The sequence below is a fragment of the Thiomonas sp. DCM-2 genome (assembly GCF_056820905.1).
In genome coordinates, this window is the sequence record NZ_CM165962.1 from 2357690 (window position 1) to 2372803 (window position 15114).

14 protein-coding genes are annotated in these 15114 nt (G+C 63.9%); all 14 read left to right on the forward strand.

Translation table 11 applies throughout. From position 1 onward, the window contains the following. Positions 1 to 40 precede the first annotated feature (40 nt). The 14 genes from AC1ZQA_RS11335 (at position 41) to lysS (ending at position 15111) form a co-directional block, all read left to right on the forward strand. The gene (locus AC1ZQA_RS11335) at positions 41 to 1120 is read left to right on the forward strand and encodes a YybH family protein (RefSeq protein WP_482677003.1); all 1080 of its coding nucleotides are present in this window, start codon (positions 41 to 43) and stop codon (positions 1118 to 1120) included. A gap of 47 nt (positions 1121 to 1167) precedes the next feature. Further along, positions 1168 to 2496: a L,D-transpeptidase family protein gene (locus tag AC1ZQA_RS11340; RefSeq protein WP_482677004.1), complete on the forward strand. Its 1329-nt coding sequence runs from the start codon at positions 1168 to 1170 to the stop codon at positions 2494 to 2496. Then, entirely contained in the window at positions 2496 to 3140 is a 645-nt protein-coding gene (locus AC1ZQA_RS11345) for a peptidylprolyl isomerase (RefSeq protein ID WP_482679318.1), read from the forward strand. Before AC1ZQA_RS11340 ends, AC1ZQA_RS11345 begins: the two co-directional genes overlap by 1 nt. Before the next feature lie 28 nt (positions 3141 to 3168). Further along, positions 3169 to 3660, forward strand: coding sequence for a peptidylprolyl isomerase (locus AC1ZQA_RS11350; RefSeq protein WP_482677005.1), 492 nt, complete (start codon positions 3169 to 3171; stop codon positions 3658 to 3660). A 93-nt stretch (positions 3661 to 3753) separates the two neighbouring features. Beyond that, positions 3754 to 4542 carry a UDP-2,3-diacylglucosamine diphosphatase gene (locus AC1ZQA_RS11355; RefSeq protein WP_482677006.1) on the forward strand — a complete coding sequence of 263 codons (789 nt, stop codon included), beginning with the start codon at positions 3754 to 3756 and terminating at the stop codon, positions 4540 to 4542. 211 nt (positions 4543 to 4753) lie between these two features. Next, positions 4754 to 5266: a pilus assembly FimT family protein gene (locus AC1ZQA_RS11360; protein WP_482677007.1), complete on the forward strand. Its 513-nt coding sequence runs from the start codon at positions 4754 to 4756 to the stop codon at positions 5264 to 5266. Continuing rightward, a complete protein-coding gene (pilV, locus tag AC1ZQA_RS11365) occupies positions 5250 to 5798 on the forward strand; it encodes a type IV pilus modification protein PilV (protein WP_482677008.1) in 549 nt (182 codons plus the stop codon). Before AC1ZQA_RS11360 ends, pilV begins: the two co-directional genes overlap by 17 nt. Next, on the forward strand, positions 5795 to 6760 hold the full coding sequence (locus AC1ZQA_RS11370; protein ID WP_482677009.1) for a PilW family protein: 966 nt from the start codon (positions 5795 to 5797) through the stop codon (positions 6758 to 6760). Before pilV ends, AC1ZQA_RS11370 begins: the two co-directional genes overlap by 4 nt. 2 nt (positions 6761 to 6762) lie before the next feature. Then, complete coding sequence (locus AC1ZQA_RS11375; RefSeq protein ID WP_482677010.1) at positions 6763 to 7395, forward strand: pilus assembly PilX family protein; 633 nt, start codon at positions 6763 to 6765, stop codon at positions 7393 to 7395. Between the two features lie 44 nt (positions 7396 to 7439). Continuing rightward, positions 7440 to 11066: a pilus assembly protein gene (locus tag AC1ZQA_RS11380; protein WP_482677011.1), complete on the forward strand. Its 3627-nt coding sequence runs from the start codon at positions 7440 to 7442 to the stop codon at positions 11064 to 11066. Continuing rightward, complete coding sequence (locus tag AC1ZQA_RS11385) at positions 11066 to 11584, forward strand: type IV pilin protein (protein WP_482677012.1); 519 nt, start codon at positions 11066 to 11068, stop codon at positions 11582 to 11584. Before AC1ZQA_RS11380 ends, AC1ZQA_RS11385 begins: the two co-directional genes overlap by 1 nt. 24 nt (positions 11585 to 11608) lie before the next feature. After that, positions 11609 to 12211 (forward strand): GspH/FimT family protein, encoded by a 603-nt coding sequence (locus AC1ZQA_RS11390; RefSeq protein WP_482677013.1) that lies wholly within the window; start codon positions 11609 to 11611, stop codon positions 12209 to 12211. A gap of 19 nt (positions 12212 to 12230) precedes the next feature. Beyond that, positions 12231 to 13490, forward strand: coding sequence for an MgtC/SapB family protein (locus tag AC1ZQA_RS11395; protein WP_482677014.1), 1260 nt, complete (start codon positions 12231 to 12233; stop codon positions 13488 to 13490). 100 nt (positions 13491 to 13590) lie between these two features. Further along, positions 13591 to 15111: a lysine--tRNA ligase gene (lysS, locus tag AC1ZQA_RS11400; protein WP_482677015.1), complete on the forward strand. Its 1521-nt coding sequence runs from the start codon at positions 13591 to 13593 to the stop codon at positions 15109 to 15111. Positions 15112 to 15114: the final 3 nt, after the last annotated feature.

Genomic DNA, 15114 nt, shown 5'->3' on the forward strand with positions numbered 1-15114 from the left:
ACGGCGCCTGTCCAGTCTCCTGACCACCATCCCAGCACCTATGCGCAACCGTCTTCTCGCCTCCCTGATCGCCCTCGCCATGAGTGCCCCGTCTGTCTGGGCGGCAGACGCGGCCAGTGTCAACCAGAGCCTGCAGAAGGGCGACCTGCAGGGCGCGCTGCAACAGGTGGACACGCTGCTGGCGCAAAAGCCCAAAGACCCGCAATACCAGTTCCTCAAGGGCGTCATCCTCACCGAGCAGAAGAAAGATGCGCAGGCCATCCAGATCTTCCAGTCGCTCACCGAGCAATATCCGGAACTGCCCGAGCCGTACAACAATCTTGCCGTGCTCTACGCCCAGCAAGGCCAGTACGACAAGGCCAGAGCGGCGCTGGACATGGCCATCCGCACCAATCCGAGCTATGCCACAGCGCAGGCCAATCTGGGCGACATTTATGCCAAGCTCGCCAGCCAGGCTTATCAGAAAGCGCTGCAGCTCGCGCCCGATGAAAACGCCAGCGCCAAGGTCAAGCTCAATCTGATCCGCGAGCTGTTCGAGCAGGGCAAGAGCCCGGCCACAGCGGCGCTGAAAGTCAGTGCAGCGCAACCGGGCAAGGAAGCAAAACCCGTCACTCCGCCCCCCGCTCCGAAGCTGGCCCCGGTTGCGGCGGAAAAGCCCGCTGCCAAGCCTGAGCCCACCCACGTTGCGCAACCGACTCCTGCTGCACCGGAGGCTGCTGCGCCGGTGGTTGAAAAACCCAAGCCCACGTCCACGGCAGAGGAGCCCGCCGGCAATGCCGCAGCAGAACAGACTGCCGTGGCCGATGCGGTGCAGCGTTGGGCCGCTGCATGGCAGAGCAAGAATCTGGCGGGCTACTTTGCTGCCTACGCGCCCAATTTCAAACCGGAAAAGGGCATGAGTCTGGCAAGCTGGAAAGACCAGCGCCGTGCCCGCATTTCCGACAAGGCGAAGATCACCGTCAAGGTGCACGACATGAAGGTGCAGGTCGACGGCGACAAGGCTACCGCCCGCTTCCGGCAGCACTACACCGCGGGTGCGCTCGATTTCGACGGCCCGAAAACCCTGCAGATGCAGCGCGAGAACGGCAAGTGGCTGATCGTGCGTGAAATCGTCGGCTGAGCCGGATTGCCCTCCTGGTCCACACATCCTTGCAAACTGTGCTGCCGATGAATCGCGCAACTCGCCGCCCAACGCGCCGCCCTGCCCTGCGCAAACTCTTGCCCTGGATGTTGCTGTGCGTGCCGCTGGTGTTCGCTGCCCGGGCCGCAACCGATTACAACGCGGTGCCCAACAGGCTCGGCGTCCTGCAGCAGGATCGCGCAGCGCACGCCCTGAATCTCGCCACCGATGGCAACCCGGCCTCCGCGCCGTCTGCCGCAGTGTCCGCCCGCACACTGCTCAAGCTCACCACGACCCTGGGCAGCCACCCCAGTCAGGATGGCGCGGAGCGTCGTCTGCTGCACGCCTACGCCGAAGTCGCCGCCGGCCACCTGGACGCTGCCCGCGCCCAGGCCGAACAACTGGTGCGCGACCATCCTCATTTCGCTCTGGCGCAACTGCTGCTGGGTGATGTGCTGCAGGCCAGTCGGGGCGGTACCGCCGGGTTTGCCGCCGCGCCTGCGCCCCCGCTTGCGCAGGAACTCGCGCTGCAAAACACCCGCATCCTGGAACTTCGCGCCGAGGCGCTGGCACGGCTTGGCGCGTATACCGCGCCACCGCCAGCCGGGGCCATTCCAGCCAATCTGGTGGCGCTCGCCCCCGATGTGCAACGCGCCATCGTGGTGGATACCGCGCGCTCGCGGCTCTACCTGTTTCACCAGCGCAACGGCATTCCCCAACTCGAAGCCAGCTACTACTTCAGTCAGGGCAAGCTCGGCGCCGGCAAAACCCAATTGGGCGACATGAAAACGCCGCTGGGCATCTATTTCATCACCCGGAAAATCGGCGCCAAGAACCTCAAGCCGCTGTATGGCGCCGGAGCGCTGACGCTGAACTACCCCAACGAGTGGGACAAGCAGCAGGGCCACACCGGCTTTGGCGTCTGGCTCCACGGCACCCCGCCCGACAGTTACGCCCGCGTGCCACTGGCATCGGACGGCTGCGTGGTGCTGTCCAACCCGGACGTGCGCAGCCTGATGGCCGACACCCCGGCGGGCAGCACGCCCGTGGTGATCACCCGCCAGGTGCAATGGCTGGATGCGGCGCAATGGACCGCGCAGCGCCAGCGCGTCACCGCACAGTTGCAGGCCGACATCACCCGCTCCGCCACAATGGGTCTGCGCCCACAGGACGCATTGACCGCCACCGCGGCCGCCTCGCCCTCACCCGCCAAGACAACCCCTGTCAACCCCGGCGCCCTGACCATCCTGCAATACCCGGGGCAAATCGTGGTGCAGTACAGTGCAGCCGATTCGCCGGACAACACCCTGTACCGCCAATACTGGGCGCAACGCAGCGCGCAGTGGCAACTCATTTTCCAAGGAAGCGTTTCATGATGGACCACAGTCTCACCTCCCCTTCCCGCCCGCCATTCGCAAGCCTGTGGCTGCGGGTGCGACAACGCATCGCCCCTGTCATCGCTGCGCTGAGCCTGGCGTCTGCAACCGCCCTCCCCGCCGCGCAGGCTGCTGACGCACCAGCCGCACAACCCAAGGTCGAGTTCACCACCACCTTGGGCAACTTCGTCGTGCAGCTCGACCCCGCTCGCGCCCCCAAGACCGTGACCAACTTTCTCGACTATGTGAAAAGCGGCTTCTACAAGGGCACCATCTTTCACCGTGTGATTCCCGGCTTCATGGTGCAAGGCGGCGGCTTCACGGCCGACATGCAGAAAAAGCCCACCCGCGCGCCCATCCCTCTGGAAAGCCAGAACGGACTGCGCAACCTGCGCGGCACCATCGCCATGGCCCGCACCGCCGACCCGAACTCGGCCACCTCGCAGTTCTTCATCAACGTGGTCGACAATGCCAGTCTCGACTACCCCAAGCCGGACGGCTACGGCTACGCCGTATTCGGCAAGGTGATCTCGGGCATGGACGTGATCGACAAGATCGTCGCCGTACCGACCAAGAACGAAGGCCCGTTCCAGAACGTGCCGGTCAAGCCCATCGTCATCGAAGACGCCAAACTCCTCAACTGACCCCGACTACCCCTACCGAAAGTCCATCATGGTCGAACTCCAAACCAACCACGGCAACATCCGCATCGAACTCGATACCGCGCACGCCCCCAAGTCCTGCGAAAACTTCCTGGCCTATGTGCGCTCGGGCCATTTCGACGGCACCATCTTCCACCGCGTGATCGACGGCTTCATGATCCAGGGCGGCGGCTTCGAGCCCGGCATGAAGCAAAAGCCCACCCTCGCTCCCATCCAAAACGAAGCCAACAACGGCCTGAAAAACGAGCGCTACACCCTCGCCATGGCGCGCACCTCCGACCCGCACTCGGCCACCGCGCAGTTCTTCATCAACGTGGCCGACAACGCCTTCCTCAACCACACCGCGCCCACCGCGCAAGGCTGGGGCTACGCCGTGTTCGGCAAAGTGGTCGAAGGGCAGGATGTGGTCGACAAGATCAAGGGCGTCAAGACCGGCCGCAAGGGCTTCCACGATGACGTGCCGCAGGACGACGTGGTCATCCTCAAGGCGGTCGAAGTCTGAGCCTGCAGCACAGCGACCCAGCGCGAGCCGCCAGCTTCCACCGTGGCTGCCCACACGTCGCGCGCCCCATCCACTCCCCCCATTGCGGCGCCATTGATCGCAGCTGAAAACTGGCGCCGCATCGCCTTCATTTCCGACCTGCACCTGGGCGCGCAAAGCCCACGCACCGTGCAGGTTTTCCTGGACTGGCTGAACGGCCCCGCCCGCAAGGCGCAGGCCCTGTTCATCCTCGGCGACCTGTTCGAGGCGTGGATCGGGGACGATCTGCTCACGCCTTCCGCGCTGACCGTCGCCCCAAACGACGCACGCTGTGCGCAACAGATTGCCGCCGCGCTGCGCGATTACACCCAGTCCGGCCATGCCCTGTTCGTGCAGCACGGCAACCGCGACTTCCTGCTCGGCGCCGACTTTGCGCAAGCCACTGGTGCTCAGCTCCTGCCCGATCCCGCGCTTCTGGAGTTCCACGGCGCGCGCATCCTGCTCACCCACGGCGACCAGTTCTGCCTTGCCGATACGGCCTACCTGCAGTTCCGCGAACAGGTGCGCCAGACGAACTGGCAACGCCGCACTCTTGCGCAACCACTTGACGTCCGCGTGCAGCAGGCCCTCGCCCTGCGCGCTGCCAGCAGCGCAGCGCAATCCCGCCCGGAAAACTGGGCCGATGCCGACCCGCAAGAGGCACACCGCTGGCTGGCCCACGCAGACGCCCGCTGGATGATCCACGGCCACACCCACCGTCCCCGCGACCACTGGAGCAACGGCCTGCTGCGCCAGGTGCTGTCCGATTGGGACTGCGACGCAGTGAACGGGCCCCGCGCCCAGGCGCTGTGGCTCAGCCGCAATCTCACAGCCATTGCCGCAAGTCGGGTGGCCATCGTCTGACCCCCAATTTTCCTTGCGTCTGCCCTTCTGAAGCGACGAAATTTGTAACAAAACGCCGTTCGTCGGCTCTAGACGACCGCTCGTCGGAAAGTTTCATGCCGCTGGCATGTCGCCAGTCAGAATGTGAAAAAACACATTCAGACACATCATGACGGCTTTGCTTTCACATGTTTCGCGGGACGCAGTGGCGCCTGGGGCCCTCTTTCGGCAGTTGCCGAGGCCGGCTCGGCTACGCGGCTTCACCCTGATCGAACTGCTGGTGACGCTGGTCATTGCCGGACTGTTGCTTGCCCTGGCCGTGCCCAGCTTCAACCGGCTGATGATTTCCAGTCGCCTCACCACGCAGGCCAACAACGCGGTCAGCCTGCTGGCTCAGGCGCGCACCGAGGCAGTCAAGCGGCGCATGGATGTGCAGCTCAACGCGGATGGTTCGATGTTTGCCATTCCAGCGCAAGGTGCTTCGATGCCCATCACCCAGGCGGCGCCGGTTTCCGCGGGCATCACCTCCACCCCCGCGGTTCAGAACCTGGTCGCCACCCCGATGGGGCTGCTCAAGCAGCTCAACGCCACGACCGGCTACACCGGACTGGTGCTCGATCTCTCCAGCAATGCCATCAGCAGCGACAACCACCGCTGCATCTACCTCTACACCGGCACCACGGTTGCAAGCTGTACCGATTCCCAGTCCTGCAAGGCGGATGCTCCCAATGCGAACTGCAAATGACACCGCGCCGCGGTTGCGCGGCCTCTCGTCCCCCCGCCGCGCCATACAGCGCGGCGTCGGGCTGCTCGAAATCCTGGTTGCCGCAGCGGTGCTGACCATCGGCATCCTGGGCATCATCGTGCTGCAGGTCAAGACTGTTGCCGACAACGCCAGCTCGCTCGGCCGCACCCAGGCGGCAATCGCTGCCTATTCGATGTTTGACACGATGCGCGCCGACCGTGCCAACGCGCTGCTGGGCAACTACAACACCACCGTCACCGCAGACAACTGTCCAAATGCAGCAGGCACCCTGGCACAGGCGCAACTGCGCAACTGGTGCCTGGGGTATGACAGCAGCAAGCCGGCACCAGCCGACGCACGGTTGCGCGGCGGCCTGTTCGCCCTTGGCTCCAAGGCCAGCGGCACCGTGGCCTGCGCACCAGTCGGAGCCAACGTGACCGCGAGCAATTGCCGCATCACCCTGACCTTCAACGAAAGCAAGGCCACCGCTGGGCAGGCCGCGCAGACGTTGACCTTCTGGACCCAATTATGAAGCGCTCCATCTCCCCCTCCCACCGCTTGCGGCAGGCCGGGCTGACCTTGGTTGAGCTGATGGTCGCCATGCTGCTTGGCCTGGTGGTCATTGGCGCCGTGGTCAGCGTGCTGCTGACCAGCCGTCAGAGCTACACCACCACCGGCGGTCTGAGCCAGTTGCAGGACAACGCCCGCATCGCGTTCGAGCTGATGGCGCGCGACATCCGCCAGGCTGGCAGCACGCCCTGCGGCAACAGCGCGGTCAACGACATGCTCGCAGGCAACGGATGGTATCGGTGGGTCAATGGTGCCGGCCTGTTCGGCGTCAACGACGCGGCCAACCTCGATCCACTGCCCGCAACGCCGGCCCCCTCCGGCGGATTCGCCGCGCTGGTCACCCGAGGTGCGGGCGTGGTCAGCGGCAATCGCGTGACGCCCGGCGCTGCTTGCACGGCCATCGTGCCCATGCAACTCGCCCCGAGCGACGTGGACATTGCTGCCAATGATCTGGTGCTCGCCTGCGACGGTACGCAGAGCTACATCTTTCAGGCTGCAGCGTTCAGCGGCGGGCTGCCGATGGCCGGTGGCGGCACACCCGGCAACAGCTCGGCGCAACTGGCGTCCTGTCAATCGTTCAGCCCGTCGGCCTATGTTGCCCCCTACCACGCCGACGCCTGGTATGTCGGCCCGGCCGGTGCCGGTGCGCCGAACGGCACGCTGTCGCTGTATCGCGCGCATTACGCCGGGAATGCACTGGTCTCTGACGAAATCGTCCGTGGGGTGACCAATCTGCAGGTCAGTTACCTCACCGCAGGCCCGAATCTCGTCGCTGCAGGCGACATTGCCGCCGCTGCCTGGAACACCGTCTCCGCGGTCCACCTGACCCTGACTCTGCAGACCGTGACCAACCCGCAGAACGTCAATGCCGCCGCCCAGGAGCGCCTGGTTCGCACCTTCGACACCACCATCCGCGTGCGCTGACCATGAAACCATCCCGTCTTTCCACCCTCACCTCCCAACGCGTCGATGCCGCCAAGGCGCAACAGGGCGTGGCGCTGATCGTTTCGCTGATCCTGCTGCTGGTCATCACCATCATCGGCCTGGCCGCCATCCGGCTGTCGAGCACCGAAGAAAAAATGGCCGGCAACACGGTCGACCGCACCCAGGCGTTCCAGGTCGCCGAAGCCTCGCTGCAATTCGCAGCGTCGACCATCCTGCCGCCGAACAATCCGCCCAATCCCGCCACGTTCAGCGAGGTCTACACCGACTGCGCCAACAATCCCTGCAGCGACAACCCGGCAAACGACGGCGCAGTGCCCGCTTCTGCCTGGACCTTTCCGCCGACCGCCAAGGACGCCAGCGGTGGCGCCGGAAAAATCGTCACCGCCTACGGCAACAACCCGTCTTACCTCATCCAGTACATGGGGCAATGCAGCATCGACGGCGGGAATTTCCAGTTCACCAATGACCAGAACAACCAGGGCGGTGGCGGCTCGCTCAAGACTGCAGGGCAGTGCTACCGCATCACCGCACGCGCCAACTCCCCCGAAGCCAACGGCGCGCCATCGCAAAACCGCGCGCAGGTGGTGGTGCAAGCCATCTACCGCACCAACTGAACCGCATGATGCCCTCGCCCAAAACACTGTTGACGGAGTCCGCCATGTCCTCCATCCGTTCCATCACGCGCCGAGCCCTCGTGCTCTCCCTGTCCTCCCTGCTTGCCGCCACGCCAATCGCCCAGGCCGCCGTCAGCGTGGCCCAAAGCCCGCTGATCCTGCAAAAACCCATCCCGCCGAATCTGGTGCTGATGCTCGACGATTCGGGGTCGATGTCATGGAGCGTCATGCCGGACTACGGCTATCTCTCCTCAACTGATCTCGACAAAGGATTAAGAAACTCAGCAGTCAACGGGGTGTACTACAACCCAACTGTGACTTATTTACCTGCCGTGGACGCCCAAGGCAATTCTTATGGAAACAGTTCTTTCCCAAACGCACTGAGCGATCCATTTTCCAGCACAGGAACAACTAATCTCAACGGATGGCAAGGTTCTACCGGCAGCAGCACATTCAAATTTTATAAATCGACTAACTCGGACGGCAAGACTTACTACGCATTTGCCTTTACCGTACAAAATGGCGCCAATTACAGCTATTACACAGTATCGGATAACTGCAAATTTTTTTCCAACTGCTACGGTAGCAGCGACCAGAGTGGCGTTGCCGCTCCCGCTGGCATCCCTGCCGGTCAAAACATCGCGAATTGGTACTCTTACTACCGCACCCGCATCCTGATGGCCAAGACCGGCCTGACCTTAGCACTTTCCGGGCTGGACAAAAATTATCGCTTCGGCTTTGGTTCCATCAACGGAAGAAATACGGCAAAAATTCCCTCGTCCCCTGCTCCTTATTCCTTCAGCACCCCCACAAATGCGCTAAACAAACTCGCGGTCGTCCAGCCGTTCGGCGATGGTTCTGCCGGGACGCAAAAGGCCAATTTCTGGGACTGGATCACCACGATCACGCCCAACAACGGCACGCCGTTGCGCTCCGCACTCAAAGCCGTTGGTGAATACTATAAAACGGATCAACCCTGGCAGACCAGCGCAACTGACAAATCAGAATATACCTGCCGACCCGCATTCACCATTCTGACCACCGATGGCTTCTGGAATACTGATAGCGATGGCGCTATCGGTGTGGACAACGTTGATGGAACGAACGGTACCAAAATTACTGCACCTGCAACCTATCAGCGCATCGCGACCCAGCCTTATTTGGACAGCTATTCGAATACGCTCGCCGATGTGGCGATGAAATACTGGCAGGACGATTTACGCCCACTCGCCGCAAACAATGTACCGACCACACCCAGCGACCCGGCGTTCTGGCAGCACATGACCACCTTCACCATGGGCTTGGGCTTCACCCCGACGGGAATCACACCGACCTCGCTCACACAGCCACAGCTGTTCGAATGGGCGCGCACCGGCACCCCGCCCAATGGCGTGACCAGCATGACCTGGCCCAAGCCGCAAGCGGACAGCATCAACAACATCGCCGACCTGCTGCACGCCGCGATCAACGGGCATGGTGATTTCTTCTCCGCAAAGAATCCGACCGAATTCATCAGCGGTCTGAAGTCCGCGCTGGCGCAGATTGCCGACCGCAAGGGCGCAGGCAACGCGATCACGCTGTCTGGCACCAGCACGTCGAGCAGCACCGATGCGTTGTACCGCTTCCTCGGCAGCTACTACACCGGGCAGTGGAGCGGCGCGCTCGGTGCGGAAATGTGGGACGCCACTGCGCAGGCCTACGTGCCCGCCTGGGCGGTGAACAATGCGTTTCCCGCGCCCGCCAACCGCAACATCTGGACGATGAATCGCCTGGCGAGCACCACGAACGCGCAAACGCCGACGGCCTTCGTGCTCGGCACAGGCAACACCTTGCCGGGCCTTGACGCAACGCTCTTGCAGGGGTTGGATTACTACGTGAACGGCACCAAGCAGTCCACCACCCGTGCCGCCATGCTCAATTACCTGCGCGGCGACAACTCCGACACCACACTGCGCCAGCGAAAGGTGCTGCTGGGAGATGTGATTTCCTCAACGCCGGTGTATGTCGCAGCGCCCGACAAGACACTGTATGTCAACGCCACCTTTGCGGGCGCCCCGACCTATGGCACCTTCGTTGCGAACCAGTCCACACGCAATCCTCTGGTGTATGTCGCTGCCAATGACGGCATGCTGCATGCCTTCCGTGTGAAGCAGGCGCTGAATATCGACGGCACGCCCGACCCGGACAAACCCGCCGGACAGGAGGTGTTTGCCTTCCTGCCTGCTGCAGTGCTGGCGCAGTCGGCGAACAGCGCGGGCGGCATCACCAACCTCGCCAACCCGCAATACGGCGTGGTCGACGGAGTGACCGGCGCGCAAGCGGTGCCGCACCAGTATTTCAACGACGGCAAGATCACCACGCAGAACGTCTACCTCGACACCGGCGATGGACAGGGCAAGATCTGGCGCACCATTCTTGTGGGAACCACAGGCCGCGGACCAGCCAAGACCGTGTATGCGCTGGACATTACCAACCCCGCCAATTTCGACGCACTGGCGCAAAGCATGGCCGACCCGACCAAACCAGTGCCCAAGGTCTTGCTCTGGGAGCGTTCAGCGGGGGACACCGGCACCTGCGGCGGCACTGTCGCCAGCAATTGCAGCGACTACATCGGCCAGATGACCGGCGCCCCGGTGATCGCGCAGATCAAGGACGGCACCAGCACCCGCTGGGTGGCTTACCTGGGCAACGGCTACAACAGCAAGATCAATATGCCGGCGTTGCTGGAATTCGACCTGGCGACCGGTGCACTCAACGTCCGTCCCTCCGTGGGCGGTGCGCTCAATGACGGCCTGGCCGAGCCGGGAGTGGCGCAGCCCGACAGCAAGACCGGCATCTCGACCGCCGCCTACGCTGGCGACCTCAACGGCAACCTGTGGAAATTCGACCTGACCTCGCCACTGGGAGTCGGCAGCAGCATCTTCCAGGCGGTCGACAAAAACGGCAATCCGCAGCCGATCACCAGCCTGGTCGCATTGAGCTATGACAGCACCAAGGGCAAGCAAAGCACATGGGCGCTGTTCGGCACCGGGCGTTATCTGGACGATAACGACGTGAAATCCACCCAGGTGCAGACTTGGTATGGCCTGCGGGTTGCCACTGATGTCACTGGATCGGGCGCCCCCACCGTGGCTTCCCTCACCACCCAGCGCAAGGACTTGACCGAGCGCAGCATCATCAAGGAGGACAGCGCCGGCAACGGCAACCTGCTGCGCGCCACCAGTCCAGCAGCGACCAACGACATGGACGGCAAGGTGGGTTGGTACATGGACCTGTCCACGCAATCCGGCGAGCGCATTCTCAACCGCACGCAGTTCATCGGTGGCCTGGCGCTGGTGACCACCATGATCCCGAAGGTCAGCGATCCCTGCAACACCGTGCCCTCGGGTGCGGTGATGCTGGTCGATCCGTTCACCGGCGCGAACTTCAGTACCGATTTCGGTCTGGGGGTCACGACCTATATCAACAACAAGGGCGTGACCGTCAATGTGGCGTACAACGGCGTGGTGTACCCGGTCGGCCCGGCAGCGGGTGTGACGGGCAGCTACGACAAGAATGGCAAGATCATGCTGCAGTTCAACAACCTGTCGGGCTCGCCGGTCAACCTCGGGCCGATCACGTCTCCGTCCGGCAGTGTCGGGCGGGTCTCCTGGCGCGAGCTGAGCCTGTGATGACGACCCTTTTCAACCGTCTGGAGCGACTCACCATGAACCTGCCTGCGCCAAACCCTGGCGGCAGCCGCCGCCCTCGATCGACAGGCTTCTCGCTGATCGAGCTGATGATCGTGGTCGCTGTGATCGCGGTGATCGCCGCGATTGGCTATCCGTCCTACGTCAACAGCGTGGTCAAGACCAAGCGCGCCGCAGCCGAAGGATGCGTGGCGCAATACGCAGCGGCCATGGAGCGCTACTACACGGTGAATCTGCGGTACGACCAGGACACAGCCGGGAACGACAACAGTCTGGTCGGCACTCCACCTGCAGCCCCACTCGATTGCTCCAGCGCGCAAAACTCCGGGGCAGACTACGACTTCAGCGTGGTCGCAACCAATGACGCGTTCACCGTCACGGCAAAACCCCAGCCCGCGCAGGCGGCCCGCGACACCGCCTGCGGCACGCTGAGCATCGACCAACTCGGCACCAAGTCGGCAACCGGCACCGGCGGTACCGCCAAGTGCTGGGCGAATTGATCGCAGTCCCGCAGGCAGGCGGCGATGCAGAGCACTGGCGCATTTCCCCTGCTGTGCTGCCGCCGGTCAAGACGGCGGAGGCGTCGCGGCTTCACCCTGATCGAGGCGCTGGCCGCGCTGACCATCGCCGCTTTGCTGGCGACCTGGGCAGTTCCCTGGTTACATGGCTGGCTGTTGCAACACCGGCTGGCGACCACGACCAACGCCCTGGCCGCAGCGTTTGCGCTGGCACGGCAGACCGCCATTTCGCATCAACGCCCTGTCGCGCTGTGCGCCGGAGTGCCGCCGAAATGCCATGATGCGGCGCAGTGGAACTGGGCAGCAGGCTGGATGATCTTCTTCGACAACAACCGCAACGGCCAGCCGGATGCTGGCGAGCAGTTGGTGCACACCGCAGTCGCAGTGCCGCAGGGCATCACAGTGTTCGCCAACAGCCCCTTGCGCAAGACCGTGATCTTCACGCCCCTTGGGGTTGCGCAGCAGGCCAGTGGCGCGTTCACCGCCGGGCGCATCCGGCTGTGCGTGCGCTCCCCCATACTCAACAATGTGCGTGACCTGGTGCTGGCCAAATCGGGACGGTTGCGTCTGGAGGAATCCGACCTCGGCGGCGACTGCCCCGCGCCCTGATCGAGCCCCCTTCCATTCCATGGCTGACCCCTCCCTCCTCCCCTGGGCTGCCGCCCTCGGCGCAGGTCTGCTGATCGGCGTCGAGCGTGAGCGCAGCCAGCCGCCGGAATCTCCTGCGGGGTTGCGCAGCTTCGTGCTGGCGTCGCTCGCGGGCGCTGCGGCGGCCACTCTGGGGGCGCTGGTGCTGGCGGTGGTTCTTGCGGCGTTCGGACTGCTGGCGCTCTCCGGCTATCTGCAGACCCGCAAGGCCGACCCTGGGCTGACCACCGAATTCGCGCTGCTTCTCACCGTCCTGATCGGCGCATTGGCACAGCAGGCGCCGGGCTGGGCGGCCGGGCTGGCTGCAGTCGTCGCCGGGGTGCTGGCGGCAAAAAGCACACTGCATGACTTTGTGCGCAATGTGCTGAGCAACGCAGAAATGGAATCGGCGCTCATGCTGGCTGCGGCTGCGCTGGTGATCTTGCCACTGCTGCCTGACCAGAAAATCGCGTGGCTTGCCGGGCTGAACCTGCACACTCTGTGGCTTCTGGCGGTCTTGGTGATGGCCATCCAGTCGCTCGGGCATCTGGGCGTGCGGGCGCTGGGCAGTCGACGCGGTCTGGCGCTCTCAGGTCTGGCAGGCGGCTTTGTCTCGAGCACCGCAACGATTGCCAGCATGGCACAGCGGGCGCGGCTGGAACCTGCCGCGCAGACCGATTGCCTGCGTGCGGCCCTGCTGTCGAATCTGGCCACCGTGATCGAACTGGCCGCTCTGGTTGCCTTGATTCAGCCGACCCTGCTGGCCAGTCTGCTGCCTGCGATTGGGTTGTATGGCGTGGGCGCATTGCTTGCCGTCGGTGCATTGTGGCGCGGCAGCCCTCGCGACGAATCGCCTTCCGCCAGCTTGTCGCAGTTCGCAGAAATGCGCCCATTCAAGCCCTTGCATGCCTTGCTGTTTGCTTCCATCCTGGCCGGTGTGTTGCTCGTCGCCGATTGGGCGCGAATCTGGCTGGGCGACAGCGGCGCCATCATCGCCACGGGCCTGGCCGGCTTTGCGGATGCCCATGCAGCGTCTGCCTCGGCCGCCCAGTTCGCGGCCAATGGCACGTTCAGTTCCCTGCAGGCCATGTTGGCCATTGGCTTTGCACTCTCCGCCAACGGCGTCAGCAAGACGGTTGCTGGATTTGCCGGAGCCCGGTGGCGATTCGGCATGGCCAATGCTGCAGTGCAGGCAGGCCTCATCGGTCTGTTCTGGATTGGTCTCTTGTCGGGTGCCTTCTTTTTTGAAGCGCACGGGTAAAATCCTGGTGCTTGGCGTTGGCCACGCTTGCGCGGCTGCGGTATGCGCCCGTTTCCACGGGGCCCGAGGCCCGCCCCGACCCTCCGTCTCTCCCACCTGCATGAATAACGACGCTTCCCACTCGCCCGCCACCGATGACTCCCCGCTGATTGCCGAGCGCCGCGCCAAACTCTCCGCACTGCGCAAGATCGCCCCCGCATTCCCGAACGACTTCAAGCCCACGCACCACGCCGCCAGTCTGCAGGCGCAGCATGGCGGTGACGAGCCGCAGGCGCTGGACGCAGCGGCGGTGCGCGTGCGTGTAGCAGGCCGCATGATGCTCAAGCGGGTCATGGGCAAGGCGAGTTTCGCCACCCTGCAGGACAGTACCGGGCGCATTCAGATCCATGTGTCCAACGACGTCACCGGCGAAGAGGCCCACACGGCGTTCAAGCACGACGACCTGGGAGACTGGATCGGCTGTGAGGGGGTGCTGTTCAAGACGCGCACGGGCGAATTGACCATCAAGGCCGAGCAGGTGCGGCTGCTGGTGAAAAGCCTGCGCCCGCTGCCGGACAAGTTCCACGGCCTCGAAGACCTGGAAACCCGCTACCGCCAGCGCTATGTCGATCTGATCGTCACCCCCGAGTCGCGCGAGCGCTTTGCGCTGCGCAGCAAGGCCATTGCGGCGCTGCGCGGCGAAATGCTTGCTGCGGGCTTCATGGAAGTGGAAACGCCGATGCTCCACCCCATACCGGGCGGCGCGGCGGCCAAGCCCTTCGTCACACACCACAATGCGCTGGATCAACAAATGTATCTGCGCATCGCGCCCGAGCTGTATCTCAAGCGCCTGCTGGTGGGCGGCTTCGAGCGGGTGTTCGAGATCAACCGCAATTTCCGCAACGAAGGCCTGAGCCCGCGGCACAACCCCGAGTTCACCATGATGGAGTTTTACGCCGCGTGGTGGACCTACCGCGACCAGATGGACTTCACCGAGGCGCTGATCCGCAACACTGCGCAACGCACCTGCGGCACCACCGTACTCACCCATCAGGGCCGCACCCTCGACCTGAGTGCGCCGTTTGCCCGCCTGACCCTCACGCAGGCCATCCAGAAGCATGCCCCGGACTACACCGACGCCCAACTGACAGACGACGGCTTTCTGCGCGGCGAGCTGCGCCGACTCGACGCCGACCACGCCCCGCACAAGCTCAAGGGCATGGGGCTTGGTGCCCTGCAGCTCGCCCTGTTTGAACAAGTCGCCGAGCATCTGCTGTGGGAGCCGACCTTCATCGTCGACTATCCCGTGGAAGTCTCGCCCCTGGCCCGCGCCTCGGATGCCGACCCGCAGACCACCGAGCGTTTCGAGCTGTTCATCACCGGCCGCGAAATCGCCAACGGCTTTTCCGAACTGAACGATCCCGAAGACCAGGCCGCGCGTTTTCAGGCCCAGGTCCAGGCCAAGGAAGCCGGCGACGACGAAGCCATGTATTACGACGCCGACTATGTGCGCGCGCTGGAATACGGCATGCCACCGGCGGGCGGCTGTGGCATCGGCATCGACCGGCTGGTCATGCTGCTGACCGACGCGCCCAGCATTCGCGACGTCATTCTCTTTCCTGCCCTGCGCTTCGAAGGCTGAACC

What these genes read in the sequence shown, in the direction of transcription:
- AC1ZQA_RS11340 (WP_482677004.1), top strand. Translation starts at nt 1,168, where the DNA reads ATGAATCGCGCAACTCGCCGCCCAACGCGCCGCCCTGCCCTGCGCAAA.
- AC1ZQA_RS11395 (WP_482677014.1), top strand. Translation starts at nt 12,231, where the DNA reads ATGGCTGACCCCTCCCTCCTCCCCTGGGCTGCCGCCCTCGGCGCAGGT.
- AC1ZQA_RS11350 (WP_482677005.1), top strand. Translation starts at nt 3,169, where the DNA reads ATGGTCGAACTCCAAACCAACCACGGCAACATCCGCATCGAACTCGAT.
- AC1ZQA_RS11380 (WP_482677011.1), top strand. Translation starts at nt 7,440, where the DNA reads ATGTCCTCCATCCGTTCCATCACGCGCCGAGCCCTCGTGCTCTCCCTG.
- AC1ZQA_RS11370 (WP_482677009.1), top strand. Translation starts at nt 5,795, where the DNA reads ATGAAGCGCTCCATCTCCCCCTCCCACCGCTTGCGGCAGGCCGGGCTG.
- AC1ZQA_RS11335 (WP_482677003.1), top strand. Translation starts at nt 41, where the DNA reads ATGCGCAACCGTCTTCTCGCCTCCCTGATCGCCCTCGCCATGAGTGCC.
- AC1ZQA_RS11375 (WP_482677010.1), top strand. Translation starts at nt 6,763, where the DNA reads ATGAAACCATCCCGTCTTTCCACCCTCACCTCCCAACGCGTCGATGCC.
- AC1ZQA_RS11345 (WP_482679318.1), top strand. Translation starts at nt 2,496, where the DNA reads ATGGACCACAGTCTCACCTCCCCTTCCCGCCCGCCATTCGCAAGCCTG.
- pilV (WP_482677008.1), top strand. Translation starts at nt 5,250, where the DNA reads ATGCGAACTGCAAATGACACCGCGCCGCGGTTGCGCGGCCTCTCGTCC.
- lysS (WP_482677015.1), top strand. Translation starts at nt 13,591, where the DNA reads ATGAATAACGACGCTTCCCACTCGCCCGCCACCGATGACTCCCCGCTG.
- AC1ZQA_RS11390 (WP_482677013.1), top strand. Translation starts at nt 11,609, where the DNA reads ATGCAGAGCACTGGCGCATTTCCCCTGCTGTGCTGCCGCCGGTCAAGA.
- AC1ZQA_RS11385 (WP_482677012.1), top strand. Translation starts at nt 11,066, where the DNA reads ATGACGACCCTTTTCAACCGTCTGGAGCGACTCACCATGAACCTGCCT.